The sequence below is a fragment of the Flavipsychrobacter sp. genome, from assembly GCA_041392855.1.
GTDB lineage: Bacteria > Bacteroidota > Bacteroidia > Chitinophagales > Chitinophagaceae > UBA5543.
In genome coordinates, this window is the sequence record JAWKLD010000001.1 from 1,809,048 (window position 1) to 1,832,151 (window position 23,104).

The following is a 23,104-nucleotide window of genomic DNA, read 5'->3' on the forward strand; positions in this document are numbered from 1 at the left end:
TAATATCTATATTCTGTCTTTTGTCTTGCTTAATTACACAATGCCATATATTACTACCAAGAAAATTTTGCTTGTCCTTGTTTCTTTGGACAAGCAAAGAAAAGAGAAACAATAACCTACAGGCTACTGATAGGTAGTTCCGTTATAGATCAGCGTATTGGCCTCTACCAGCAAATAGCTACCATTTTTAGGGCCCACAACACTCTTCCAGCTACACTGCGAGTCGCAGCCCCTACATTTTGCCCTGTTGTTCTCCACCCAGCTCACACAATCTCCGGGAGTAGGCTCACCTTGAGGGCATCCCGTACACACCACCTCGTCTATCTCTGCCATTAGCGATGGTGTTTCCCCATTGTCAAAAGGTACCCACCATATTTTTGCGCCGGGCGTTCCACCCGTTACGCTTATCATACCGCCTGATATAGATACCGTAAGTGTGGGAGAGGTGACCACAAAATCGTTGGTAGGTTGTAAACTCGTAGCTGCGGTTTGCACCGTCACCGTACTGGATGCACCTATAGTAACTGTTGCAGTAGCAGCAGTGGTTGCGCCTGTTTTGGCACGATACACCGTTTGTGCATTCATCGACAAGAAAGCTATTGAGAGAATAGCTGTTAGTAAAGTTTTCATGGTTGTTGTTTTTTTACAGTGAATAATATATAATATAAATATACCATTTATACGTAACTAAAAGTTACAGTAGGTACAAAAAAAATGGCCGCCTCATTGGCGGCCCTGCTAGAGTGTATTACAACGTGGTCGTGTATCGATATGCCGATGGGAGGAAATGATACACTGAAAGAACATCAGCATATACTAATACTACCACTAATACATAAGGGTTCCTTGGTAGCTTCAAAGTTCATACTCTATTAGCAAAGTCAGTACGGGATTAATACCCCCCTGCTTTTTCATTTATTGACATATGTCAACGTTTGCTGCTAGGCGCCATTCTAGTTTTGCCCCCACATTAAACAACAAAAACAGTTTTATAAAATGACAACCAACACTACATTTTCTGCAAAACAATATGGACGTATCGCAGGCTTGCTTTACCTCATCATTATCATCACGGGCTTGTTTAGCGAGCTCTTTGTACGCGGCACACTCATTGTACCCAACGATGCTGCAGCTACAGCACAAAACATCATGGCAGCTCCTATGCTCTACCGCATCGGCTTCTTGAGCGATTTTATCATGGTACTTTGCGATATTGGAGTGGCCATTATCTTCTACCAGCTCCTACGCCCTGTGAGCCATTTACTAGCCCTTACCGCTATGCTGCTACGCTTAGCACAAGCCATCATCATAGGCTACAACCTACTACACTACTTCTCAGTACTGCTGATACTAGACAGCACTAGTGCTACGGGGGCAGATGTGCAACAGCTATACACACAGGCTATGCTACAACTACAACTGCACCACTATGGGTACTTGATAAGTGGTATCTTCTTTGGGGTGTGCTGCCTACTACTGGGCTATCTCTTCTACCGTTCTGCTTACTTTACTAAAGTACTGGGCATCATGATATCCCTAGCGGGTGTGGGTTACTTGGTCGATTGTTTCACCAACTTTTTGGCACCAAGCTATGCTGATCTTTCCGAAATATTATTGCTCTTCACCGCAGTAATTACCGAACTAACACTATGCCTATGGCTAATTATAAAAGGGGCTAAAACCATAGCCCCTTCCCAACTGCATGACTAACAACAACATATAATTTTATTTTTTTATGTGTTTGCAATTTGTTATATTAGAATAAATCAAAATGCATCAGTCATGAAAAAACTACTACTGTTTTTCGTTGCTGTGCTACTTGTTTCTACTGCAATAGCGCAGACAACTTATCACTACGACTTTTTCCATAATCTCAAAGAGACGGAAAGCGTAGGCGGAGACCTCACTGCTTCTTGCCCCGGAACTTACACTACAGAAATGCTACCTGTTGGAATCAACCGTGTCGTCTACAATTTTCCTAAGGCATGCGGACTAGTATTTGCCGATACCAAAGGGCTACTGGCCTCAGGCAGCTACACTATTGAGCTTTACTTTAGCCTGGATCAAATTGCTGGTTACAACAAGGTAATCGACTTTAAAGATCGTGCGTTTGACGATGGGCTATACAACTGGAATGGACACTTCAACCTATACCCCAACTATACTACCGCAGGCTCTATCATGGCGGCTAATAAATTTCATTATCTGGCCATAACGCGTGATGCGGGTACTCAGCAAATGCGTTTCTATCACGATGGCAACTCCATTGGCAGCTATGTTGACAAGACCAATGTGTATCTCTATGATGGCAACCAGAAGCTTACTTTTTTCCAAGACGACACCGTGTCTAAAACCGAACACTCCAGTGGTAGCATAGCCATGCTGCGCATTACCGACCAGCCACTGGATCATACCTCTATCCAAAACAACTTTAGCAACCTTGCTGTATCCCTTAGCATTAAGAACACTCCACAGCAAGTGGCGGCTTCGGTATACCCTAACCCAACTACTCAATACATCAACATTACCAACAGGCAAGGACATAGCTATGCTATTACCGACATGGTAGGCCGTAGCCTGAAGGAAGGCACTATTGCCCACCAAACCCAAGTGGTCAATACCAGCCAGCTGCCCACAGGCGTATATCTGCTACAACTGTACGACAAGCGCGGCAATAAAGAGCATCATGTTATCAGAAAAGAATAAAAAACTCAACCCTACACACTCCAGATAAAGAAAGGCCCCAATTATGTCCATAGTTGGGGCTTATTACTGCCTATACTTATAATTAAATATTAGGTTCCATACACTCTTCATTAGAAGCTACTTGCGTAAGACAAATAAGGCGTCCCTAAAAAGAGACACCTATTATTCCATTGATAGGTTTTATACAATTATCTATTATGGCACTAACACCACATCAAAAAGATAATAGCCATTAGGATTTCCTGGATCCGACTGAACTGCATAAGTACCAGGCTGTATATGAATAGCACTATACCCCGCTCCAATTGCAAAAGACGAAGGCAAAGGCTGAGATGCACTTACCGACAGGTTTAAGGTTGTAGGCAAAGAAGTGTTCACTGCTTTTACTTTGTTGGCATCGGTTAATTCTAAATAAACAACACCAGGGTCTCCTGGTTGATACTCCTGCCCTAAACCACTTTCCTCAATATGGCATAAACAATTCAAACAACTAAGTGCACAAGTTACTTGGTTATTCATATCCACATTGCGAACACCGTGATGCAACTTATGAGGGTAGGGATCGTTGTATCTTGCACTGGATGATATCGTAGCCTTAGCTTTAACATCACTATTGGCGCCTTCTTTTATACAAGAAGAAATAATACCCATTGAAAAAAAACCTAAAAAGGAAAACAATACAATTTTTTTAGACACTGTGTTTAACATAAAATAAATTCAAGGTGATGAAAAGCTAACGTGCATTTCTTTACGCCCTACTATTTTCTAAAGGTGTTCAGGTTATCCTTTGACACAAAGGAAGACCACTATAAACTTATTTACGATAAAGACTTTATCAATGCGAAATATTGAACAGTGAACGTGTATTTATAACCTTGTAGCGAGAAAACAGAAGTATGGAGTATTATATGATAAGAAAAGAATAAGCAGTAAACATTCTATTAAAACCCTTGAGAAGCACCCTGTCAATACAAATAGGGTGCTTTTATATACACCAACAAACGCTCTACTATTCCTTATCGTCTTATACAGAAGAAAACATACCTACTGAAAAAAAAAGCAGCTATATGAATAAAGGAGCCAAAACATTTGCGATCATATTACTGACACTCAATATTGTAGTGCTACTGGGGCAGCTTTGGCCTGAGGGAGCTCCTCCTTTTGCCCGCACGGTAAATATCATTTTTCTTACGGGTAGCCTTATCTTCTTTGTAGGAATGGTAGCCAAAAAGCAAAAATAGAGCGCATAGCTTACCAACAACTATGACACACCTGTGACAGTTGAGCCTGCAATCCCTTTTGCTAAGGGTTAACTTTGCGCCCAAATACAAAAGATATGTCTCCGGTAAATTATATCCCGATAGCTACCACGCTATTTTCTATTTACTTCTTCATCATACTTTACAAGCATTGGAGTGTACAAAAAGGATATAGCTATATCTTCTGGTGGATGCTGGGCGTATTCTTCTACGGTGCAGGCACGGTAACAGAGAGCCTACACACACTAATGGGCTATAGTCCTGCCAACTTTAAGGCATGGTATATCTTCGGTGCCTTCTTAGGCGGTGCACCACTGGCACAGGGCACGGTACACTTGCTCATGAAGCACAGAACGGCTAAGGCGCTCTCCATTACCCTTACTATTGTTATTATCATATCCAGCATACTGGTGGTATTATCTCCACTAAAAGGCGGCCCACACCCCAAGCTGGATGGTAAAATACTGGAGTGGACCTTTATCCGCTATATCACACCATTCATCAATATCTACGCCTTTATATTTTTGGTAGGTGGTGCTATCTACTCTGCCATTATCTATGCGCAGAACAAAGATTTCAAACATCGCTTTTGGGGTAATGTACTCATTGCCATTGGTGGCTTTTTACCAGGCATCGGTGGCTCGTCAGCAAAGGCAGGCCATGTAGAGGTACTGTATGTTACGGAGTTCTTAGGGTTGTGCTTCATCTTCTGGGGCTACTACGTGATCAAAAACAGCAAGGAAGCTACCAAGCATATCAACCAAGCCGAAGAGCGCGACAAGGTAGAAATGGCAACCAACTAAGCAGCCATAGCTTAAACACCTACCTTACTGGTCTTATCATAGTTTTAACGATTATGGTCATACCTTTTCAGTTAGTACAGCTGTCTTTTTAGATAGCACATATATGCCTATGCCAAGATTCTACTACCTACTGCTATTACTACTCAGCCTTACCGCCTGCCGAGCTCAGCAGGGGCGCAATGTACACGACACCCACAGCAGGGAAGATTATGTGGCAGACCTGCACTTACTAGCAGACTCGCTTTGGGCCCATCATCCACAACCATTTGCCTTTATCTCCGAACCAGACTTTCGTCAACTAGTAGCCGAGAAAGAAGCTATGCTAACGGACAAAACAACAATAAGTGCTTTTGCATGGATATGCCGTTCTGTTACCGCAGCAGTAGGCTGTGGGCATACCGATGTTTTCTTCAAGCACAAAATGAACCTAAAACCGTCTATGTACTTCCCTATGATAGTAAGCTATGTAGACGAACACCTCTATGTGATAGACCCGCTGGAGAATAAGGACAACATAAAAGCAGGCACAGAATTGCTATCTATCAATGGCGTATCGGTACTAACCTTGCGCGATCAACTGCGCCAACACATCCCTGCTGATGGCTATAATGTAAACATGACCGATTGGTTTATCCATAACGAGTTTTATAGCCTGTGCGCTTATCAACTGCAATTCCCCAAGCAATACACTGTTGTAGCCAAAACGGAAGGCGGCACTCAAGAGATAGCTTTAACAGCTACGACCAAAGAGCCCAAACGCATCACTTATCTCAACAACTGTTTTAATGGTTTGTGCTTCTCTGTGGATGAGGCAAAACAGCTGGCTACTATTACCATACGCAACTTTGTGTTCTACGATAAGGAGTTGCCCAAGTTCAAATCCTTTGTAGATAATTGCTTTGAACAGATAAAACAACAAGACATACAACATGTGGTGCTAGACCTTCGTGACAATAGAGGCGGAGACCCATATTGCGCCGTTTACTTATTACAGCATTTAAACGATGCCCCTTTTCAATATTACCAGTCGGGCACATCAATGTTTTATAAAGACCTGCAAGAAAAGCTACAGCCATTGCCCAACAAGTTTTCGGGAGACTTGTATGTGCTCACCAATGGGGGTTGCTTCTCTACCACAGGGCATCTCTGTGCATTGATGCAGGAGCACAACATAGGCCTATTTGTAGGGCAAGAAACGGGAGCAACCTATACCTGCAATGCCAACAACCAGAATATCTATTTGCCCCACACAGCGCTTTTTGCCAGTAGTGCTACACAAACTTTTGTTGCTAATACCAGAGCTACAGATAAAAGCAGAGGCATAGCTCCACACTATCCGGTAGCCTATACCCTGCAAGACCTACTGCATAATCGCGATGCAGCAATGGAAACTGTTTTTTCTTTAATAGACAACAAGACGACAGACTAGCTCTTTGCGATATCAATATGAGGTTATTGGCTAGCATTAACTGCCAACGATGCATTCATCATTTGCTCTGTAAGATAATAGGTATGATATACCAGCTTACCGTTACTAAGCTTAACTAATTGAGGGGAGGGTGCTTGGCTAATACTTTTCAGGTCTTCCTCCTTACAATCTTCCTTAAACAAAAAATAAATCTTATTCACACATTTGATCCCTTCCTTATGCCTTGCCCTTGTAGATAATAGATACTGATATGCCTTCTCCATAATAACGATGGCATTTACTTCAGCACTTTCGGTATTAGTGGTAGAAAAATAGTCGCACAACTTATCAAAACAGCTATAACAATTCCTATCCGTAATAATAACATAATTAGCACTACGACTGGGAGTATCTCCATCGATACTATACAACCTGTCTAAAATTCGACTGGAAATATTGCTAGCATCAGGGGCTTGAGCTTTAGCACATACTACAGATAGTAAGCTTGCTACTAAAAAAGCTATTGCTCTATTTTGTACTTTAGGATAGACCATACGTAGCCATTTTGGGCTGTTTTCTTAAAAATATTTTCGGTAACATCATTTACGCTACCTTGTAAAAAGAGAGAGTAATTATACAAACTTCCCGTATAAATAAAGCCATCTTGAAAATATGGGAAATAGTTTTTTTCTCTATTTATATCTACGGGAAATAACTCTTCAGGTTTAGTGATATATGGAGAAACAGAATAGTTCCATTTCTTAATTTCTTTTATAATATTGCCATGGGTGTCTACCACAAAAAAGTCTTTATACTTATTATCATACTCGTAATTAGAGACTGACACGCCTATATAGTCTTTATTATAAGGGAATATCCTCTCGATGTAGGTAAACGACTTTGACAGTGTATCTATCAATGAATAGGTCTTACTTTTAATACCTGCCAACTGTGGTTCTTTTTCACTATTACCGCTTAATACTTGCTGGCGATAAGCTACAGCGCTAGAATCCAGATATTGCTCAAAACCAATATTCTGCTCTCTTGTTTTATCATCAAACAAGCTCATGGTTTTGGAACCAACCAGCTTTAGCGATTTATCAAATTCAAACAAAACTCCTGATAAAGGACTAACGGCATATATCTTATCGTTGGCAACTGTTACCCAGCTACGGCTTACCTGGGCCATACTCACACCAGGGAAAGGGAAATACTCCTTTTTAATAAATTCATTAGTGTTTACGTTGAGCAAATTCAAATACAAACCAGCCGCCCTTGTTTTGGGGTGAAAGTTGTACACTATGTAAAGGAGTGCAACAGAATCACTTAAAAAACTACAATTCCTAAACACAGGAGCACCTTCCCTAACAGGGCTAATGCCTTTATACAGAGGCGCTCTATGCTTATCCAGTGCTATAGATAAATAGCTATTGTAATCGGTGATCAGTAAATTATTTGCACTAAAGCTGATATCAATGAAGCGAAATGAACGCGGCAACCCAGCAATGGTATCTTTATAAAAACTCATTCCCGAGCTTAACCTATATCCTGTAATTACAATTTTTCTATCAGCAATTTTACGGCCATGAAATAATGTATCGCCTACAATAGCATAAGCCATATTGGTTACATCTTCAGACGCAGGTATGGTGTCATTTGTAACTACCTCATCTACAATTTTATATTGTGCCTGTACCGTCCCTATCGTTAGGAATACTCCTGCTAGTATCAATGTTATTAATTTCAGCATAGTTTATTTCCTTTTGTACTTCAATATGGTCACTTGATAATCGTTCTCATTTATATCTTTCAATATGCGCATTGATATCTCGTCACTAGAGCTGGGAGTAATCGTTTTGGTATAAAACAGCGTGCAACTGTATATATTTCGTTTATGAAAAAATGGGGCATACACAGGACTAGAATTAATGCTTATAGGATAGTAATCATTATGGCTTGAGACCTTATCCTGCCGCCAAGACAACCAATCTGTATTTTTCGAAACCAGCTTATCTCTCTTCACATCATATACATAAACATCTCGATAATGCTTGCTCGTTTTAGGATTTGAAATTGAAATACCGATAACAGAATTATCAATAGGGAATATTTTTTCTATAAACATTTCCTTGCTCCTCACATCATTAATAACTGTGCCTATAAAATCTTTTGTATATATGGGAGACTCCAATTTTATTTTGTTCCTCAACATATAGGTTTCAGCGCTATGAAGCGAGTCATATGTTTTCTCCAGCACATCATTCCTTAAAAAATCTTGTTTATTTAGCTTCAGCTCTTTTACCGAAACAAAGTTCAGGTTAAAATCATAAGCATATAATTTACCTGTAAGAGGCGTCACATACAATATTTTGTCTCCCGATACCGTAAGCCACCTCTTATTCATATGTGATAATATGATCGAAGGGAAATCGATCAAACGCGTTTTTTCTACTTTTTGTGTATTGACATTAAAGAGGGTAAGATGTAACCCTGAGTTGCCATCGTTAGGATGAAAATTATATATCCTGTATAGCAAGACCAAACTATCATTTAGCTTTTCTGCATGCTTATAGTTCAGCGCTCCTTGCTTTTCTTTCAGCTCATTAAAGTTTGAATAAGTACTCTTACGATCCTTTACCAGTACATACTCATCAGCACTAGTTAGTAAAATATAGTTATCATCGATCAAGATATCTCCGATACTAAAATATTCCTCTGAAACTTTTACCGTATCTCTACTATCCAGCATCCCGGTTTTAGCGTTGATCTTGTAGATATTAATAAAAGCGGACTTTTCTTTCTTCTCCTTTACAAATACATACAGCCAGTTTTGCCAGTATTTATAAGCGACATTAAACAGGTCTACATCCTTACTTATTTTGACATTAGTAGGGGTAGCCTCTCTCAGCTCATAATTTTTATTATCGGCATGGGCCAAAGCACTATAGCCCAAGAGTACGATCAGTAAATAGAAAAACTTATTCATAAAATTAATTTTGATGCGTGACTTCGTCGGTCACGCACCAATAGGTATTATTATAAACCATCACACATTGTGAGGGTATATTCATGTATATCTACAGCTGTCCAAGTATAAGAACCTACGCCACCATCCCCATTAACGGTACCAGACAAAATTCCTGATGCTATTTGCATCTGCACGGTTTCTTCTATCTGCTCCGCATTTTGAGGCACACCATCTATAATGATAGGCGCTATGGTCCCATCTTTAAACTGGCATACCTTATCTCCAGGATAATCACATTTTAAATAGGTAAAATTACTCTCGGTCAATACATTCTCGTCAACATCTCTATACTTCATACTTCCATCTGACTGAGGTGTACCTCTATTAGTTCTATCTACTTGTTTACACCCTGCGTAAGCATCTTGTACGTTAATACATAAACATGCAAACACAAGCAATGTTATTACTTTCATGTTGTTGTTTTTAGGTGAGTGTATTATTTACATTTCGAATTCAACTAGTCGTCTTCTCTATCGAAGACAATGATCTTTGTGCAGGTGCCACCATTTTCGGAAGGAGAAGATTCCCATATAACACAAGGGGTCGTGGCAGTTGTTGCATCAAAAGTACTTACGGTTTCAATACCGGAGGAGCCGTCCAAAAATGTTTGACCTGAAGTGTTGCCTGAGGCAATTTCAGCACTTACTTGCTGTTGTACCACTTCTTCGTCGTCATAATTTTCTTTGGCAATTTTACCAGGGTCTTTACATGTATTGGGCCCAGGGTTTTTGCAGAGCAGTACGCGTGTTGTTACTCTATCTCCAAGAGCTGTTGTGACCGTACCTTGATTAAAGGCATCTATTGTGTAGTACCCATTAGGGCCTTCGTCACACATTTCAGTAGAAAGAACGGTGTAATTCTCAGCAAAACTGGTTTTTGTTGTAGTTAGAGACAATAGGATCGCCCCTATAAAAACAAGCTTTTTCATGATTTCGTTTTTGGTTTCCCCTACTCTATTTCCGTTTTTCGGGATACACGGGCTTACCTTTATTTAAACCGGTTTTCATGGTAATACATATCAAAGTTACTACTTTTTGATGCCTGTACAAGGGTGAAATAACCCATTCTCAAACACTTTATAAGAGTAAAAAAATAGCGTTTTGTTACTATAAAAACCCAAAAAAGCACCTACCAATTGGTAGGTGCTTTAGCTCTTTCTTATATGTCCTTACAACGAGGTTGTTTTATATTTTAATTCGCCTTTTTCACATTTACAGCTACTAGTCCTTTCACGCCTTGCTCTGTTTCAAAGGTTACTTTATCACGCTCTTTCAATGGCTCGTTGGCATTGTTGATGTGTACAAAGATGCTTTCTTGGCTCTTAAGGTCGTTAATAAAACCGTAGCCTTTCTCTTCGTTGAAGTATTTGATAACGCCTTTACGGATCAGATCTTCAGGGTTCAACTCCTCTACAGGTGCTGCACCTAGTTGAATATCTTCTAGGTTCATTTCCTTTATCTTGCTTGGATCAGGTGGAGTGTCAGAAAGGTTGCCATTCTCATCTAAATAAACCATCATGTCGTCAAGCGACTTGCCTTTGTTGTTATTTTCTTTACGTTCTTGTTTTTCCTCTGCTTTTCTCTGTTTTTTCAACCTTTTTTTCTTCTCTCTCTCTTTTTTTCCCATTGTCTCCTGACCCATAAGAATACCTGTATTTTTTTTAGTGAGGTGCAAAGGTCGTCTTTTATTAGGGAAAAAGCTAATCAATACTGCCCACTTGTGCAAAAAAAGGGGTGTAATAACGCATAACCCACTACTGGCGGGGCTATAGCTCTATCATGGATATTTATAAACTTTTTCTGCCGATCTTGGCTATGTACTTATTGCCCAAGTAAGTAATGGTGCCTAAAAACAAGCCTGCAATTATGGCCACTACATAACCATAAAGGCTAAACAGGTCGGTATACCAAATACCACATACCACCAGATAAAGAGCAGTAAGTATTGCTGTGTAGAATAGTGTAGACAATAGCCAGTTCCTAAAAACTTGTTGCAAAACGGTTTTCATGTGCATAAGCATTTTTAAACTAAATTATCCTTCATCTCATGCTGGGGCGCATACTATTAAAGACCTATTGATGTGTTATAAAGGTTAGTATAAAGATGCCTTTTTTAACTCAATATTAATCCACGGTAATGTCATACTTCTGAAGCAACCCCACCACACCCTGCAGTGAGAACTTCGCTTTCTTTAAACGGTTAATTTCGGGATCTATTGTGTAGTGTTGTGCTGTGCGGAAATCTGCTTTTTCCAAGTCGCTATGGTCAAACTTTGCCCCTAGCAAATTGCAATGACTGAATACTGAGGACCGAAGACTTGTAGCTGTAAAATCTACTTCTACCATATCGCAATGGTCAAATACATTTTGCTCCATCTTCATTTTATAAAAAGTGCTATAGTTGAGCTGACAATGGCTAAAGCTTACCGAAAAAAGAAAAGGGCTACAATCCATAAAATGCAAGCCCAACAGTTTGCAATGACTAAAGCGCACTCCTTTTAGTCCGGTGTCTTTTAAAGAGGCATTGCTCAGGTCGCAGTTGTTCAGCTCACAGTCGATAAACATACTGCCCGCCAAGCTGCTACCCGAAAAATTGCAATCTATAAAGCTACAATTATCATACTCTGCATTGGGCAGTGGCGCGGTCGTATAATCTACCCCTTCAAAAGTTTCGTCGGCTATGAGTTGATCTCGCATGGTTATTTTTTATTTGCTGTTTGCTGTTAGGCTTTTCTTAATAAGGCTTATCTGCCCCAGATGGTAATGCGTATGCTCTATAATACCTGTTATGTTTCTATAGTAGTTGCCATACTTTTCATCGGTAAAGCTGTCGAAAAACTTATCATTGGGTAGTTCTGCTATCAATAGTGCCAGCTCTTCTGCCTCTGCAAAGTTCTTGTTTAGAAGATCATCCCAATCCTTTTGCGTATTGATGGGCGGATGATCGAAGCTCAAGGCATCTTTACCTTCAAGTGCACCACCCTTTAGCACCTTTAGGGCTACACGTACATAGTAATGTATATGATATGCCAATGTAGCTATGGTGTTAAAACTCTCTACTTGAGTTGTAGCCTGTTCATAGGTCACACCCTTTAGGGTATCCTTTACATTCACGGTAGTCCAGTTGCCACCAAAATACACTTCCCTAAAATGCTTGGCTACTTGTTGGTTCAGGCTCATTGTATCATTTGTTTTATCTTGTAGATAGAATAACTACTTACAAGGTGAAAAATACTGCAAAAATATTGATCATCATTGTTTGCTTTCTGCTCTACTACGCAGGCTCTACACAATTCAAGCTAACGATGGGTGCTATTGATGAGTATATCCATTATGGTTTGCTGAGCTACTTTATTACCTATGTGCTTATTGGCATCCCCATATTTGTAGGGGCATACCTTGTTAATATATCTGGCAATGCCTTTAGCAACCTTGGGCTTAGAAGCAATATTGTTACTGCATTAATAGCAACACTCATTTTTACCGCACCTATGTTTATAGGCGGCCTGCTCTTCTACCCCATTGGCACAGTTACCAGTGTTCCTAACCTTATTGCCAAAACATTTTTTGCAGGACTTTTTGAGGAGCTCTACTTTCGTGGCTTTTTGTTCGGGCTGCTATTCCGCTATACCAAGCTAGGCTTTATCCCTTCCATATTGCTAGGGGCTATTGTATTTGCCACAGGGCATTTGTACCAAAGCGACAATGCAGGCATACAGCTAGGCATTTTCCTAACCACCTTTATCGGCTCAGCTTATTTTGCCTGGCTGTATAGCGAGTGGAAGTTCAACCTATGGATACCCATACTACTGCACAGCTTTATGAACCTAGCCTGGCTGATGTTTGACATGAGCGACAATGCCGCTGGCAACCTCTATGCCAATATCCTTCGCGGACTTACCATAGCAGTGTCTATCATCATCACACTATGGTATAAGCATAAACAAAAAGGCACTCTTGCTATCAACAAAAGCACCTTATGGATAAAAAAGTAATAGCTCAAATAGCTATTACTTTCTTTGATAATAGGTAACTATACTTGCTTTAGCTATTGTATTGGCCCATATATTAAAACCTACAATAGCAGCATTAGTGTTTTCATCTACGCCCAACTTGTCAGTTTTCAACGCGTGTACCGTAATGATGTATTGATGCCAGCCATGTCCTTGCGGTGGGCAAGGACCACCATAACCCTTACTACCATAGTCAGTAATACTTTGCACAGCTCCTTTTGGGGCGAGATCAAGCGCTATATCACCAGCACCTGCCACGAGTTCGTTTACACTGGCAGGAATATCAAAAACCAACCAGTGCCACCAGCCGCTGCCTGTTGGCGCGTCAGGGTCATACATCGTTATAGCAAAACTCTTTGTTCCTTCAGGCGCATTGATCCACGATAGCTGTGGCGATTTGTTTTCGCCCTTACAACCAAAGCCGGCAAACTCTTCAACAGTTGTAGCTGTACCACCCAAGTTTTTACTAGAGAGTGTAAATGTACTTTGTGCGTAAGACTTGGCAGTCATTAGCATCAATACGATTAGTACGATATTCGATCTTTTCATAGTTGCTCGATATTTTTACACAAAGTTACCACAACAGCTTTTTTTTTCTACCACAAACGAGTTCAAAAACTATTGCTAGAAGCTCATTGAAGCTGATACTGTTTGGGGGTAACACCAAACTTATTTTTAAATGCTGCTATGAAGTTAGATAGGCTCTCATAACCAGCCTCTGCAAATACCTCAGAGGATGTTTGTGTATGGCTACGTAATAAAAAAGCCGCATAGTCCAATCGCTGGTCTTGAAACCATTTTATAGGAGGTGCATGGTACTGCTCTTCAAACTTTCTTTTAAAAGTAGAGACACTCATATTGCATAAAAATGCAAGTTCAGAGAGCGTTAGTTTATTGTACTTATTGTTCTCTACCACTTTTATAAATTCTTGATGTGCGCTATCTACATCAACAGATAAATAGCTGAGTACACTATCACCATAGGTTGCAGTAAGGTATATCATCAGCTCGTCAAACTTCGCTTTAAGCAATCTTTCTTGTAGAGCTACATCAAGTGTTGCCATATTTTCCAACCCCGTCACTAGTGCCTTAATGTATTCATCTTTTCTAAACACACCTGTATGTCTTCTATCCTCATGCTTTGCAAAGTTGATGTCATGCTCCTTCATAAAATCAGAAAGGGCGTCATTGCTAAAAAAGAAAAGTATGCTTCTATATCCGTTTGTAGTTGCAGCACGCTCTGTCATAATACATCGTCCTGAGCGCATTAGTATAAAATCATCTTTTTCACACATACGAGTGTGAGCTTCGTTAACGACTTCCTTTGTACCATCAATAATGAAACTAAAAACGTTGGACGTAAATACTACTTTGGCTCTTTGATGATCTTCAGCGGAGCGATAATCATATAACACAAAATTGCCGTTATGCTTTACCTGTAGATCTTGGGGAATCGTATACACATCCATTTTCATGCTCTTTAACCTATTGGCTAAAAGTAATAAAACTACCTCCTAAAAAAGCAGTAACAACAGCGCAATTATTGCAGGCAGTGCTTGTACAAAAAATATTTTCTTAGAGACTGTAGCACCTCCATAAGCTCCTGCTATAACCACACAACTCAGAAAGAACAACGTGACATTGAAATGCCATTCTACATTATCAATAAAGAAGGTCCATATCAAGCCCGCTGCTAAAAAGCCATTGTACAGCCCTTGGTTGGCAGCCATTGCTTTAGTGGGTTTGAATAGGTCTTTGGGAAACTTTGTAAATACTTTACGTCCACGGGTTGTCCATGCAAACATCTCAAACCACATGATGTAGAGATGAAATGCAGCAATTAATGCTATCAATATTTTCACGACGAGTATCATACTCATTAAAATTAATAAGAATATTTAACTCAGCAGCTTTTTTATACTAAGACGCCCTTTTGAAACTACAGAAGAGAAAGTTCTGCACCGTATCGAAAGGAGTGGTATGATCTTCTGTGATACACCTTATTTTGGCAAACCCTTGAGCCAATTGACTTTGCAATTGATTCTCATTGTATTGCCTTATGTGTAGCCCACTACATTTTTCAGGACCATTATCAGAAAAGGTACCAATGGTGAGATAACCAGACACTGCCTGCTTGGCAATGCTGAGGTAGCTAGCAATTTGCTCTTCTGTAGTCAGGAAGTGAAATGCCGCCCTATCGTGCCACACATCATACTTACGCTCAGGCGTAAAATCTACAATATCCGTCTCTACCCAATGTACTTTGTTTGCCGCATCACCAAGTCGCTGTTGTGCTCTTTGCAGTGCCTTGCCCGATATATCCAGCACAGTAATATCCTCATAACCTTCTTGCAGTAGAAAATCTACCAGCTTACTATCGCCACCACCTATATCTATAATGGCAGCATCTTTGGGCACATTAAAGCTGTGTATAAAATCGAGCGAGGTTTGCGGTTTTGCTTGCGTCCAGCTCACCTCATGCGGTTGTTTTACCGCAAATACATTTTCCCAATGCGCTTTTCTATTCATCTCCATATCGTAATTACTAAGCCATGCAAAGGTAGTACAATACACTACAATGATTGGTAACCAAAGTAACATTGCTCAACGGCACAAAAAAAACGATAGCAACAAACGCGAGGGTTTATTACTATCGTATTTTTCAAAAGTGGTTATGCTTTAGTTCCTTGCAGGGAAGTCTCCTTTTATACATATAATGTATGATGTAACCAAGTAGGGCTGCATGTTATTATGCGCCTGCCCACCACCTGTATCGTTACAAGTAACTGTTTCTTTTGTTACGGTAATTGGCATTTGTGCCATGGCAGCATCTATAGTTGGGCTATATGGCGTACCACTATCTGCAATAGCTGGGTAAGCACTATCAGGATCGTCAGTACTAGCCGAGTCGGCATTACATTGCAACTTGAAGTTTCCTGTTAAATTACTAGTAACCATATGTACGTGCGGTGGTATCTGCGTGACATCAAGTGTTACCGTAGTAGTGCCTGTTTTGTTACCTACAGGGTATAAACTAGTGCCCGGGCTTTGCCCTGCGCCAATGGCTGTTCTGCTGAGCAGGTCGGGTAATCCAAAATTGGTTTGGCCATTTCCGCCAAACTGCATACCCAATATAGCATATAGGGCTTCATTACCTGTTATTGGTATGATAGCACCATTACAGTATGCCCAATTTTTAGGGGCAAATGAACCTCCGAACAAGCGGATTTCTCCTAAATATCCTTCCATAATATTTTTTTTAGCGTTAATGTTTTTGTTTTAGGCTCTGCTTGGAAAATCTCCTTCGATACAAATGATATACTGAAGTGCAGAAACCGGCATGACGTTATCATGCGACAGCCCACCGCCTGTAGCATTGGCTACGGCAGCAGCACTCACCGTTACTGTATTTATAGCCATAGTATTATCAGGGGTAGCGGCATACGTTCTTACGCCTGCATCTGTAATAGCAAAAATGTTATTCTCAGGATCGTCTGAACTACCTGTATCAGATGTAGCAAGAGGGGTGATCTCTGCCTCAACATCAGTAGTTACAGGGTGTGTATGACGAGCCAGCTGATCTAAGGTAAGTGTGATCTTTTCATAACCGCCATACTCGCCTATGGTAAAATCGTAAGGCAGCCCCGGTCCTTGACCTTGACCTACAACTACTCTACCTCTGGTATCAGGCAGTGCAAAAACTGTACGGCAATCGCCGCCATATTCACAACCTATCAATGCAAATAAGGCGGAGTACTCTGCTATAGTCAGATAACCGCCATGACAAAAAGCCCATCCTCTAGGGGCAAACGTTCCGCCAAACAGGCGAACTTCTCCTAAATATCCATACATGGTATTATAATTTTTTTGAGTTAAATGTTGTTGTTTAGTTTCTTGTCGGAAATAGCCCCTGAACACAAATAACGTAGTTCATCGTAACGAATGGCTGTACGTTCAAGTGCGTATTAGACAGGCCTGCTGTTTCCATGCTCATACTGCCCGACACGGTAACCGGCGAAGTTCCCATAGCTACATCTGCCGCAGAGTCGCTATACATCTTTAAGCCCAATGAAGGGTTGGCGTTTGTAGGGTCATCAACATTGCTACTATCATCAGAGCTACTCTTGACGTTTCCTGCCATGCTAATTTGTGCTGTCATGGTATGCTTGTGGGCAGGGGTCTCTTCGATGGTGAGCTGGTGAAATAGTTCGCCTCCTCTGTTGCCAAGATTGTAATTAGGCTGGCCTACACCCTGACCGAACTGTATCGGCACACGGCCTCTAAAATCAGGCAATTGAAATTCTGTAAACCCGTTGCCACCATAGATGGTGCCTAGCACGGCATACAAGGCTTGGTTGGTGTTAATTGGTAAATACTGACCATAACACACAGCCCAATTTTGGGGAGTGAAATTATACGCGACGATGCGTATTTCTCCCAAAGTTCCGTCCGTCATTGTAATATATATTTATTGGTTAGAAAATCTATTTTATAAGACGGCAGGCAAACACGCTACGTGTTATTGTTTTCATGGTTGCAATACTATCTGTACTATAAACATAAGCAGGTATATATTTCTATAAAAGGGTATTATCACCCATTTATGTTATGTTTGAATTGTTTATTTTTTAAGCCAACATCATGTCTCGTTTATTATCAGTCAACGTATCGCTACCCAAAGTGGTAACACATAATGGCAACAGCTTTACCACAGCCATTTTCAAAACGCCTGTAACAGGTAGTGCTGCCGTAAGCCAACTGAACATTGCCGGTGACAAGCAAGCTGACCTTACCGTACATGGCGGGATAGACAAAGCAGTTTATGCCTACTCTTACCACAACTATGCCTACTGGGAAAAAGAACTGAACAGAAACGACTTTACCATGGGGCAGTTTGGCGAGAACCTAACGGTAGACAATATGCCCGACCATGAAGTGTACATAGGCAATCGATATCGTATAGGCACTACCCTGCTTGAAGTATCACAACCACGTGTACCTTGTTTTAAACTAAATGCAAGAATGGATGATAACCGCATGACCAAACTTTTTTTCAATAGTGGCAGACAGGGGTTTTATCTACGTGTATTGGAAGAGGGCATCATCACCGCAGGAGATGAAATAATAATGGAAAAAGAACACCCTGCCAAGATCAGTGTACAAGATATTTTTACACTCTACTATATCGACAAAACAAACTACAACAGTATCAAAAAAGCAGCTGATCTGGAAGAGCTTACTCTTAGCTGGAGAGAAGGATTTAAAGAGCTATTGAGCAAGGCTAATCGTTAACCCTAGCACTACTCCTCAAAAGAAGATAGCTTAATATCGTCCAGTATCATCTCTCCATATTTATATGGGTTGTGAAAACTAAGCTCAATACTATCAAATTCAGCATCAGGTATTTTCACATCAAAATACACATCGCTAACCGTATGAGGAGCTGAATATTTATTGAGCCTTATGTTTCTAATTTTCACGGCTGCTCCATCTTTTCTAAAAGTGACTATATACAATATCATTCGCCATGCCTCCCATTCTTCGTACAGTGGTTTTATCGACACTTCAGCACGCACCCAGTCGGCATGAGTGTTGTTACTAAAAGGTATTAAAAACTTCTGCCCCCACTCTCTATCTTTATCAATGTACATAGACACATTCCCATGTATTATATGGCTGTTACTTTCTGTACTATCCTGTTCAAAATCATTAGCGAATAGTAGTTTCATGTTTTTAGGTTTACCGTCATAATACTCATCTGTATCTTTAAAACGTTGCACATGATCTGGCACTGAGAAGCGACCAACAACATGCCAATAGTAAGCTCGTGTCATACCGTTAGAATCGTAAAGACCATCGGAAGCATGCGCAGCATAAGTGAACCAGATATTGAGATAAGTAAACAGCAGTAGAAATGGCGAACACACCCACATCATCACTCTTGACTGTAGCATACGCTCTATAAAGAATGCTAGTGGCAACATAATAATGGGATAGTATTGAAGCATTGCCCTACCACCTGTGCCGGCATACCACCAAATATCCCAAGCAGAAGTTATATACAAACTGCAAGCAAAAAACAGTAGTACCATTACACGATGCTTGCCGTGCTTAACAAAAGAAATGATACCTATAAAGAAAAAGAAGACGAGGGGTGTATATGTGACCCAACCGCTTCTTGCACTCAACATATAATTGTATACATGCGGGCTCAACCAAGAGAAACCCTGATCTTGATAACTGTAAACAAAAGGCACACCTGTAGTGTACAACCAATAGCACACTTGCACACTAGCTACCACAACAGCTACTATAGCTACCATTAGTATGGCCTTCTTATTTGCCAACAAAAAATCCAGTCTACTTTTATAATATTTGGCCGACAGTTTTTCAATTCCCCATAGTAGCGGTATAAGAACTGCTATAAATTCTGTTGGTCTTACCAAAATAGCTATACCTATTAGCCCTCCTATTGCAACGGCATATTTAAGCTTAGGCTTGGCATAAAACTTTTGAGTAGTTATAAGCAAGAAAACATAAATGGTAAACAGCCAGTTGTGGGTATAAGCACCGTTAAGTGCAGTATAGGTCAAATAATTAGACCCTATTACTAACAGCAATATCATGATAGCAACCACCCTATCACTAAAAAAGGTCAATAGAAATTTTCGGTAATACCATAAGCCTATAAAAGCAACCAAGAGACTCCCGAGCAGAATAGACAACTGGTAGGGTATACTAAAACCATCGGAGGGGTAACCTAATGGTGAAGAAAGTATATGTGCAATAAAGAAGAACGGACTATACAACACTGCCATGCCAGACGAATACTTGTTGACACGACTAGCTGTTTCCTTGTACTTGTAGGATGGAATATGTTCTTTGGGATATCCGTACTCTGTCAATACGCTATCCGCAAATTTTTGTTCTTTTAAGTCATTATATATAAAGGATGACGGGAGGTACCAGTAATAGCCTAAAACATCCCAAGAGATGGTACTACTATGACCTCTCTTATTCCATGTAGGATGAAATACCAACGACACGAATAGAATAACGCATAGGGAAATGATATAAGCAACTCTTGAAAGCATTCGTAGCAGTAGTATTAGACCAAAGATCAGCAAGCATGTATAATAACACTAGCTTTAAACAAATTAACAACTTTGATCTGTAAATCTAACACCCTGTAAAAATTAGTGTGCAAGATATTTTCACACGCTGCTATATAGACAAGACGAACTACACAACATAAAAAAAGCTGCACTCGAAGAACTCACCTTTAGCTGACGAGAAGGGTTTAGAGATATTTAAAACATTCTGCACAGTAATAGCTAGAGAATATATTTAGCATAACCAACTAAAAACCCTCCAATTAAAAAAGTATCTAATACCGTTGCCAATAATTTTATTTCAAACGATCGGATGTCATCATATTCTACATCAAGATCATTATCCATTTTTGATTTATTTTTTAACCGATACCATTGCAACTCAACAAAGTACCTTGGTATGGAAATCATAAACACACCAATTATGCCCATCAAGATTACAGCAACCTGAATATTTGCATTAGTGCCATTACCTCCTCCTCCTAAAGGAGATGCCACCCAGACCATAATATTAACAATATAAGCACCAACTAATAATTTTGCTAAGATATATGCTTCTGTAAATACTGAAAGCTTAGTTTTTAGCGTCAAAAAATCTAACTCATCTATAGACTCTTTAGATGCTAATGCTTTACCAACCTTCATCATCATAGAGTAAATAGACATAAAAAACGTAAGCGCAATTAATGTGATGATAAGCAGTGTATAATTTAGTAAGAAGTAATAAATACCTAATGTACCTAATTCAAATCTTCCATTTTTCTTTGTAAAGAACCAATAGTACTCTTTCTCTATTTCTGCTAGCTTTGTTATATCATTGATATAGTTTGCTGTTAGAGCAAAAGCGACAGCTAAGATCAAAAAACCTAAGGCAGTTGCTTTCATTAAAGGAAACTTTGTTTGTTTATCTTCCTCCTTAAGTTCTTCATTCTTAAACGCTCTTATTTCTCCCCACCCTTTAACAGCAACTACAACCAGCCAACAAGTAAGACCTACATACATTGGACAAATAAATGAATATAAAAAAATGTTCCACTTGTCATTTAAAAAGCACCTTACATTATCTATGCTGTTTGGGTCGTCAAATAAAGTTCCGTTTAACCATGTACCTAAAACAGTAACTACAAAACAAAAGAAGAATGCTAACACAAAACCAATTATTCCTGCATGAAGCCCTTTTGCTCCCGTAAAAGACCTCTTTAAGTTAACAGGAACATTAGGTGCAACTTTAACAAAAAACGTACTAATTAGTTTTTCCAGCCAACTAAACACAGGGAGTTTACTTGCTTTTAAAAACCAAGAATATACCCATACTTTAGGATCATTAGGGGCTTCTTTGGTTGGCTTCACTTTTGCTTTTGCCCAATTAAGAATTTTTTCAATAGGTCCCATGGTGTATTATTTTATTTACTTATTCTAGTGTGTTCAACCATTGCATAATACCCTCAAACGCTTCATCTCTATTCTTGTCATTAACTATACTGTGAAGCATATTTGGAAAAAACAGGTAACGAATATTCTTCGAATCGCATTTCTCGATTAAGCTTGTTGTCTTTTCCCTTGTCGACAAAAAGTCCTGCCCACCCTGAATAATAAGTATCGGCTTAGGATACTTGCACAAGTATCCATATGACTTTTTTATTACTCTGTTTGATTGCACCAAGTATCTTGGACTAACTGCTCTGGTTCCTAATGTGTCTATATTAAAAGCCCAATTAATAAAGCTTGAATCATTAGAATAGATATAAGGATCATACCCAAGATGTACTGGCGTAGAAGGTTGAAAAGTATATGCTAGCAATAAATTTAGTATGGTACTAAGCTTCACATCACCATTCCCTTTTGATGTTACTATACTGGTCAAAACAAGCCCATCGACATTTTCGGGATGCAATTGTACATACCATATTGCAAGAGAAGACCCTAAGCTTTCACCTAGTAAAACAATTTTTCTCGAGGGGTATCTCTTTCTTATAGAAATAATTATTTCATGCAGGTCTTCTACTTGAATACCTATATTTTTCAGATCACCTTTTAAACCTTGATAATGCCCAAACCCTCTAAAATCTAGTGCGATAGACGATACATTTTGACCATCAAGATATTCTTGAAGAAAAGAAAATGAACCTGCATGTGCCCCCAAACCGTGAAGAGCTACGATAATGTTTCCTGACTCCTTTTCAATCCTTTCATCAACAAAAACACATTGACCATCTTGCAAACAATAGAAGGTCCCTAAATTGCTTTTATAAGTATTACTTGTCTTTATATTCCGTTCTACATATTTGGGGTTATTAATAAAAATACCGCAACTGGAGAAGGAACAAACAACCAATATATAGGTTATAATTTTGCTTACTTTTTTTGACACACAAAAACACATCTATGTAAAAATAATAAGAACAAAAAACACATAACAGAGTGTTTTAACCCTAACATTAATTTTGTCGGTTGTTATACAAATTCAATTTGCTAAGAACGAAACAAAAAAAGAGCCACCTAATAAGGTGGCTCTTTCGATCATATGATATTCAACAGCTTATTTCTTAAGCTCTTCTTTTTTCTTTCTAGCATCATTCCACTTCTTAGCACCATAACCTACGCCTGCTGCTACCAGTAGACTTATACCTCCATCTACAGGCACATCATCTACATCATCATCAAAGCCGGGGCCTTGTGCAAATAAGGCTGTTGGTAATGCCAAAAGGGCTATCGCTATACTATATTTAGTTATTGTTTTTATACGAGACATAACTGTTTGTTTTTTGGGTGTTAG

Annotated in this window: 29 protein-coding genes; 7 read left to right on the plus strand and 22 right to left on the minus strand. The window is 39.6% G+C overall.

The genetic code is table 11. The features are described 5' to 3' along the window. Window positions 1-123 precede the first annotated feature (123 nt). Window positions 124-630 (minus strand): hypothetical protein, encoded by a 507-nt coding sequence (locus tag R2800_08390; GenBank protein ID MEZ5017059.1) that lies wholly within the window; start codon window positions 628-630, stop codon window positions 124-126. 366 nt (window positions 631-996) lie between these two features. On the opposite strand from R2800_08390, the gene R2800_08395 reads away from it, so the two are divergent. Then, window positions 997-1,710, plus strand: coding sequence for a DUF4386 domain-containing protein (locus R2800_08395; GenBank protein MEZ5017060.1), 714 nt, complete (start codon window positions 997-999; stop codon window positions 1,708-1,710). A 72-nt stretch (window positions 1,711-1,782) separates the two neighbouring features. Continuing rightward, on the plus strand, window positions 1,783-2,706 hold the full coding sequence (locus tag R2800_08400; protein MEZ5017061.1) for a LamG-like jellyroll fold domain-containing protein: 924 nt from the start codon (window positions 1,783-1,785) through the stop codon (window positions 2,704-2,706). Window positions 2,707-2,901: 195 nt separating this feature from the next. Here the strand turns inward: R2800_08400 and R2800_08405 are convergent, their stop codons facing one another. Then, window positions 2,902-3,414 carry a hypothetical protein gene (locus R2800_08405; protein ID MEZ5017062.1) on the minus strand — a complete coding sequence of 171 codons (513 nt, stop codon included), beginning with the start codon at window positions 3,412-3,414 and terminating at the stop codon, window positions 2,902-2,904. A 359-nt stretch (window positions 3,415-3,773) separates the two neighbouring features. On the opposite strand from R2800_08405, the gene R2800_08410 reads away from it, so the two are divergent. From R2800_08410 to R2800_08420, 3 genes are all read left to right on the plus strand, one after another. Continuing rightward, entirely contained in the window at window positions 3,774-3,947 is a 174-nt protein-coding gene (locus R2800_08410) for a hypothetical protein (protein MEZ5017063.1), read from the plus strand. 95 nt (window positions 3,948-4,042) lie between these two features. Next, window positions 4,043-4,768: a hypothetical protein gene (locus tag R2800_08415; protein ID MEZ5017064.1), complete on the plus strand. Its 726-nt coding sequence runs from the start codon at window positions 4,043-4,045 to the stop codon at window positions 4,766-4,768. A gap of 109 nt (window positions 4,769-4,877) precedes the next feature. Then, on the plus strand, window positions 4,878-6,197 hold the full coding sequence (locus tag R2800_08420; protein ID MEZ5017065.1) for a S41 family peptidase: 1,320 nt from the start codon (window positions 4,878-4,880) through the stop codon (window positions 6,195-6,197). A gap of 23 nt (window positions 6,198-6,220) precedes the next feature. Here R2800_08420 and R2800_08425 read toward each other — a convergent pair whose 3' ends face one another. The 9 genes from R2800_08425 to R2800_08465 all read right to left on the minus strand — a co-directional run bounded on the left by R2800_08425 (window position 6,221) and on the right by R2800_08465 (window position 12,383). Next, the gene (locus R2800_08425; protein MEZ5017066.1) at window positions 6,221-6,730 is read right to left on the minus strand and encodes a hypothetical protein; all 510 of its coding nucleotides are present in this window, start codon (window positions 6,728-6,730) and stop codon (window positions 6,221-6,223) included. Continuing rightward, window positions 6,697-7,926: a hypothetical protein gene (locus tag R2800_08430; protein ID MEZ5017067.1), complete on the minus strand. Its 1,230-nt coding sequence runs from the start codon at window positions 7,924-7,926 to the stop codon at window positions 6,697-6,699. Before R2800_08430 ends, R2800_08425 begins: the two co-directional genes overlap by 34 nt. A 3-nt stretch (window positions 7,927-7,929) precedes the next feature. Beyond that, the gene (locus R2800_08435; protein MEZ5017068.1) at window positions 7,930-9,162 is read right to left on the minus strand and encodes a hypothetical protein; all 1,233 of its coding nucleotides are present in this window, start codon (window positions 9,160-9,162) and stop codon (window positions 7,930-7,932) included. A 50-nt stretch (window positions 9,163-9,212) separates the two neighbouring features. Then, a complete protein-coding gene (locus R2800_08440) occupies window positions 9,213-9,617 on the minus strand; it encodes a hypothetical protein (protein ID MEZ5017069.1) in 405 nt (134 codons plus the stop codon). Window positions 9,618-9,661: 44 nt separating this feature from the next. After that, complete coding sequence (locus R2800_08445) at window positions 9,662-10,132, minus strand: hypothetical protein (protein MEZ5017070.1); 471 nt, start codon at window positions 10,130-10,132, stop codon at window positions 9,662-9,664. Window positions 10,133-10,395: 263 nt separating this feature from the next. After that, window positions 10,396-10,845, minus strand: a complete 450-nt coding sequence (locus R2800_08450) for a cold shock domain-containing protein (GenBank protein ID MEZ5017071.1) — start codon at window positions 10,843-10,845, stop codon at window positions 10,396-10,398. A 145-nt stretch (window positions 10,846-10,990) separates the two neighbouring features. Then, window positions 10,991-11,212 (minus strand): hypothetical protein, encoded by a 222-nt coding sequence (locus tag R2800_08455; protein ID MEZ5017072.1) that lies wholly within the window; start codon window positions 11,210-11,212, stop codon window positions 10,991-10,993. Between the two features lie 115 nt (window positions 11,213-11,327). Beyond that, window positions 11,328-11,900, minus strand: coding sequence for a pentapeptide repeat-containing protein (locus tag R2800_08460; GenBank protein MEZ5017073.1), 573 nt, complete (start codon window positions 11,898-11,900; stop codon window positions 11,328-11,330). 9 nt (window positions 11,901-11,909) lie between these two features. Then, a complete protein-coding gene (locus R2800_08465; GenBank protein ID MEZ5017074.1) occupies window positions 11,910-12,383 on the minus strand; it encodes a DinB family protein in 474 nt (157 codons plus the stop codon). Between the two features lie 44 nt (window positions 12,384-12,427). On the opposite strand from R2800_08465, the gene R2800_08470 reads away from it, so the two are divergent. After that, a complete protein-coding gene (locus R2800_08470) occupies window positions 12,428-13,198 on the plus strand; it encodes a CPBP family intramembrane glutamic endopeptidase (GenBank protein MEZ5017075.1) in 771 nt (256 codons plus the stop codon). A 15-nt stretch (window positions 13,199-13,213) separates the two neighbouring features. On the opposite strand, the gene R2800_08475 is transcribed toward R2800_08470, so the two are convergent. The 7 genes from R2800_08475 to R2800_08505 form a co-directional block, all read right to left on the minus strand. After that, window positions 13,214-13,765, minus strand: coding sequence for a YbhB/YbcL family Raf kinase inhibitor-like protein (locus tag R2800_08475; protein MEZ5017076.1), 552 nt, complete (start codon window positions 13,763-13,765; stop codon window positions 13,214-13,216). A gap of 83 nt (window positions 13,766-13,848) precedes the next feature. Next, window positions 13,849-14,691: an AraC family transcriptional regulator gene (locus tag R2800_08480; GenBank protein ID MEZ5017077.1), complete on the minus strand. Its 843-nt coding sequence runs from the start codon at window positions 14,689-14,691 to the stop codon at window positions 13,849-13,851. 39 nt (window positions 14,692-14,730) lie between these two features. Then, a complete protein-coding gene (locus tag R2800_08485) occupies window positions 14,731-15,096 on the minus strand; it encodes a DUF1304 domain-containing protein (GenBank protein ID MEZ5017078.1) in 366 nt (121 codons plus the stop codon). Between the two features lie 40 nt (window positions 15,097-15,136). Continuing rightward, the gene (locus R2800_08490) at window positions 15,137-15,817 is read right to left on the minus strand and encodes a class I SAM-dependent methyltransferase (protein ID MEZ5017079.1); all 681 of its coding nucleotides are present in this window, start codon (window positions 15,815-15,817) and stop codon (window positions 15,137-15,139) included. A gap of 78 nt (window positions 15,818-15,895) precedes the next feature. Continuing rightward, window positions 15,896-16,465 carry a tail fiber protein gene (locus R2800_08495; protein MEZ5017080.1) on the minus strand — a complete coding sequence of 190 codons (570 nt, stop codon included), beginning with the start codon at window positions 16,463-16,465 and terminating at the stop codon, window positions 15,896-15,898. A 30-nt stretch (window positions 16,466-16,495) separates the two neighbouring features. Further along, window positions 16,496-17,068 carry a tail fiber protein gene (locus tag R2800_08500; protein MEZ5017081.1) on the minus strand — a complete coding sequence of 191 codons (573 nt, stop codon included), beginning with the start codon at window positions 17,066-17,068 and terminating at the stop codon, window positions 16,496-16,498. Window positions 17,069-17,102: 34 nt separating this feature from the next. Beyond that, window positions 17,103-17,672: a tail fiber protein gene (locus tag R2800_08505; protein MEZ5017082.1), complete on the minus strand. Its 570-nt coding sequence runs from the start codon at window positions 17,670-17,672 to the stop codon at window positions 17,103-17,105. A 185-nt stretch (window positions 17,673-17,857) separates the two neighbouring features. Here R2800_08505 and R2800_08510 point away from each other — a divergent pair, with 185 nt between their 5' ends. After that, on the plus strand, window positions 17,858-18,508 hold the full coding sequence (locus R2800_08510; protein MEZ5017083.1) for an MOSC domain-containing protein: 651 nt from the start codon (window positions 17,858-17,860) through the stop codon (window positions 18,506-18,508). 8 nt (window positions 18,509-18,516) lie between these two features. Here R2800_08510 and R2800_08515 read toward each other — a convergent pair whose 3' ends face one another. The 4 genes from R2800_08515 to R2800_08530 all read right to left on the minus strand — a co-directional run bounded on the left by R2800_08515 (window position 18,517) and on the right by R2800_08530 (window position 23,080). After that, window positions 18,517-20,310 (minus strand): hypothetical protein, encoded by a 1,794-nt coding sequence (locus R2800_08515; GenBank protein ID MEZ5017084.1) that lies wholly within the window; start codon window positions 20,308-20,310, stop codon window positions 18,517-18,519. A gap of 240 nt (window positions 20,311-20,550) precedes the next feature. After that, window positions 20,551-21,720 carry a hypothetical protein gene (locus R2800_08520; GenBank protein MEZ5017085.1) on the minus strand — a complete coding sequence of 390 codons (1,170 nt, stop codon included), beginning with the start codon at window positions 21,718-21,720 and terminating at the stop codon, window positions 20,551-20,553. Window positions 21,721-21,739: 19 nt separating this feature from the next. Beyond that, window positions 21,740-22,699, minus strand: a complete 960-nt coding sequence (locus tag R2800_08525; GenBank protein MEZ5017086.1) for an alpha/beta fold hydrolase — start codon at window positions 22,697-22,699, stop codon at window positions 21,740-21,742. A 168-nt stretch (window positions 22,700-22,867) separates the two neighbouring features. Continuing rightward, entirely contained in the window at window positions 22,868-23,080 is a 213-nt protein-coding gene (locus R2800_08530; GenBank protein ID MEZ5017087.1) for a hypothetical protein, read from the minus strand. Window positions 23,081-23,104 lie beyond the last annotated feature (24 nt).

Coding starts and splice junctions, on each gene's coding strand:
- R2800_08390 (MEZ5017059.1), bottom strand. CDS start 630: ATGAAAACTTTACTAACAGCTATTCTCTCAATAGCTTTCTTGTCGATG.
- R2800_08395 (MEZ5017060.1), top strand. CDS start 997: ATGACAACCAACACTACATTTTCTGCAAAACAATATGGACGTATCGCA.
- R2800_08400 (MEZ5017061.1), top strand. CDS start 1,783: ATGAAAAAACTACTACTGTTTTTCGTTGCTGTGCTACTTGTTTCTACT.
- R2800_08405 (MEZ5017062.1), bottom strand. CDS start 3,414: ATGTTAAACACAGTGTCTAAAAAAATTGTATTGTTTTCCTTTTTAGGT.
- R2800_08410 (MEZ5017063.1), top strand. CDS start 3,774: ATGAATAAAGGAGCCAAAACATTTGCGATCATATTACTGACACTCAAT.
- R2800_08415 (MEZ5017064.1), top strand. CDS start 4,043: ATGTCTCCGGTAAATTATATCCCGATAGCTACCACGCTATTTTCTATT.
- R2800_08420 (MEZ5017065.1), top strand. CDS start 4,878: ATGCCAAGATTCTACTACCTACTGCTATTACTACTCAGCCTTACCGCC.
- R2800_08425 (MEZ5017066.1), bottom strand. CDS start 6,730: ATGGTCTATCCTAAAGTACAAAATAGAGCAATAGCTTTTTTAGTAGCA.
- R2800_08430 (MEZ5017067.1), bottom strand. CDS start 7,926: ATGCTGAAATTAATAACATTGATACTAGCAGGAGTATTCCTAACGATA.
- R2800_08435 (MEZ5017068.1), bottom strand. CDS start 9,162: ATGAATAAGTTTTTCTATTTACTGATCGTACTCTTGGGCTATAGTGCT.
- R2800_08440 (MEZ5017069.1), bottom strand. CDS start 9,617: ATGAAAGTAATAACATTGCTTGTGTTTGCATGTTTATGTATTAACGTA.
- R2800_08445 (MEZ5017070.1), bottom strand. CDS start 10,132: ATGAAAAAGCTTGTTTTTATAGGGGCGATCCTATTGTCTCTAACTACA.
- R2800_08450 (MEZ5017071.1), bottom strand. CDS start 10,845: ATGGGTCAGGAGACAATGGGAAAAAAAGAGAGAGAGAAGAAAAAAAGG.
- R2800_08455 (MEZ5017072.1), bottom strand. CDS start 11,212: ATGAAAACCGTTTTGCAACAAGTTTTTAGGAACTGGCTATTGTCTACA.
- R2800_08460 (MEZ5017073.1), bottom strand. CDS start 11,900: ATGCGAGATCAACTCATAGCCGACGAAACTTTTGAAGGGGTAGATTAT.
- R2800_08465 (MEZ5017074.1), bottom strand. CDS start 12,383: ATGAGCCTGAACCAACAAGTAGCCAAGCATTTTAGGGAAGTGTATTTT.
- R2800_08475 (MEZ5017076.1), bottom strand. CDS start 13,765: ATGAAAAGATCGAATATCGTACTAATCGTATTGATGCTAATGACTGCC.
- R2800_08480 (MEZ5017077.1), bottom strand. CDS start 14,691: ATGAAAATGGATGTGTATACGATTCCCCAAGATCTACAGGTAAAGCAT.
- R2800_08485 (MEZ5017078.1), bottom strand. CDS start 15,096: ATGAGTATGATACTCGTCGTGAAAATATTGATAGCATTAATTGCTGCA.
- R2800_08490 (MEZ5017079.1), bottom strand. CDS start 15,817: ATGTTACTTTGGTTACCAATCATTGTAGTGTATTGTACTACCTTTGCA.
- R2800_08495 (MEZ5017080.1), bottom strand. CDS start 16,465: ATGGAAGGATATTTAGGAGAAATCCGCTTGTTCGGAGGTTCATTTGCC.
- R2800_08500 (MEZ5017081.1), bottom strand. CDS start 17,068: ATGTATGGATATTTAGGAGAAGTTCGCCTGTTTGGCGGAACGTTTGCC.
- R2800_08505 (MEZ5017082.1), bottom strand. CDS start 17,672: ATGACGGACGGAACTTTGGGAGAAATACGCATCGTCGCGTATAATTTC.
- R2800_08510 (MEZ5017083.1), top strand. CDS start 17,858: ATGTCTCGTTTATTATCAGTCAACGTATCGCTACCCAAAGTGGTAACA.
- R2800_08515 (MEZ5017084.1), bottom strand. CDS start 20,310: ATGCTTTCAAGAGTTGCTTATATCATTTCCCTATGCGTTATTCTATTC.
- R2800_08520 (MEZ5017085.1), bottom strand. CDS start 21,720: ATGGGACCTATTGAAAAAATTCTTAATTGGGCAAAAGCAAAAGTGAAG.
- R2800_08530 (MEZ5017087.1), bottom strand. CDS start 23,080: ATGTCTCGTATAAAAACAATAACTAAATATAGTATAGCGATAGCCCTT.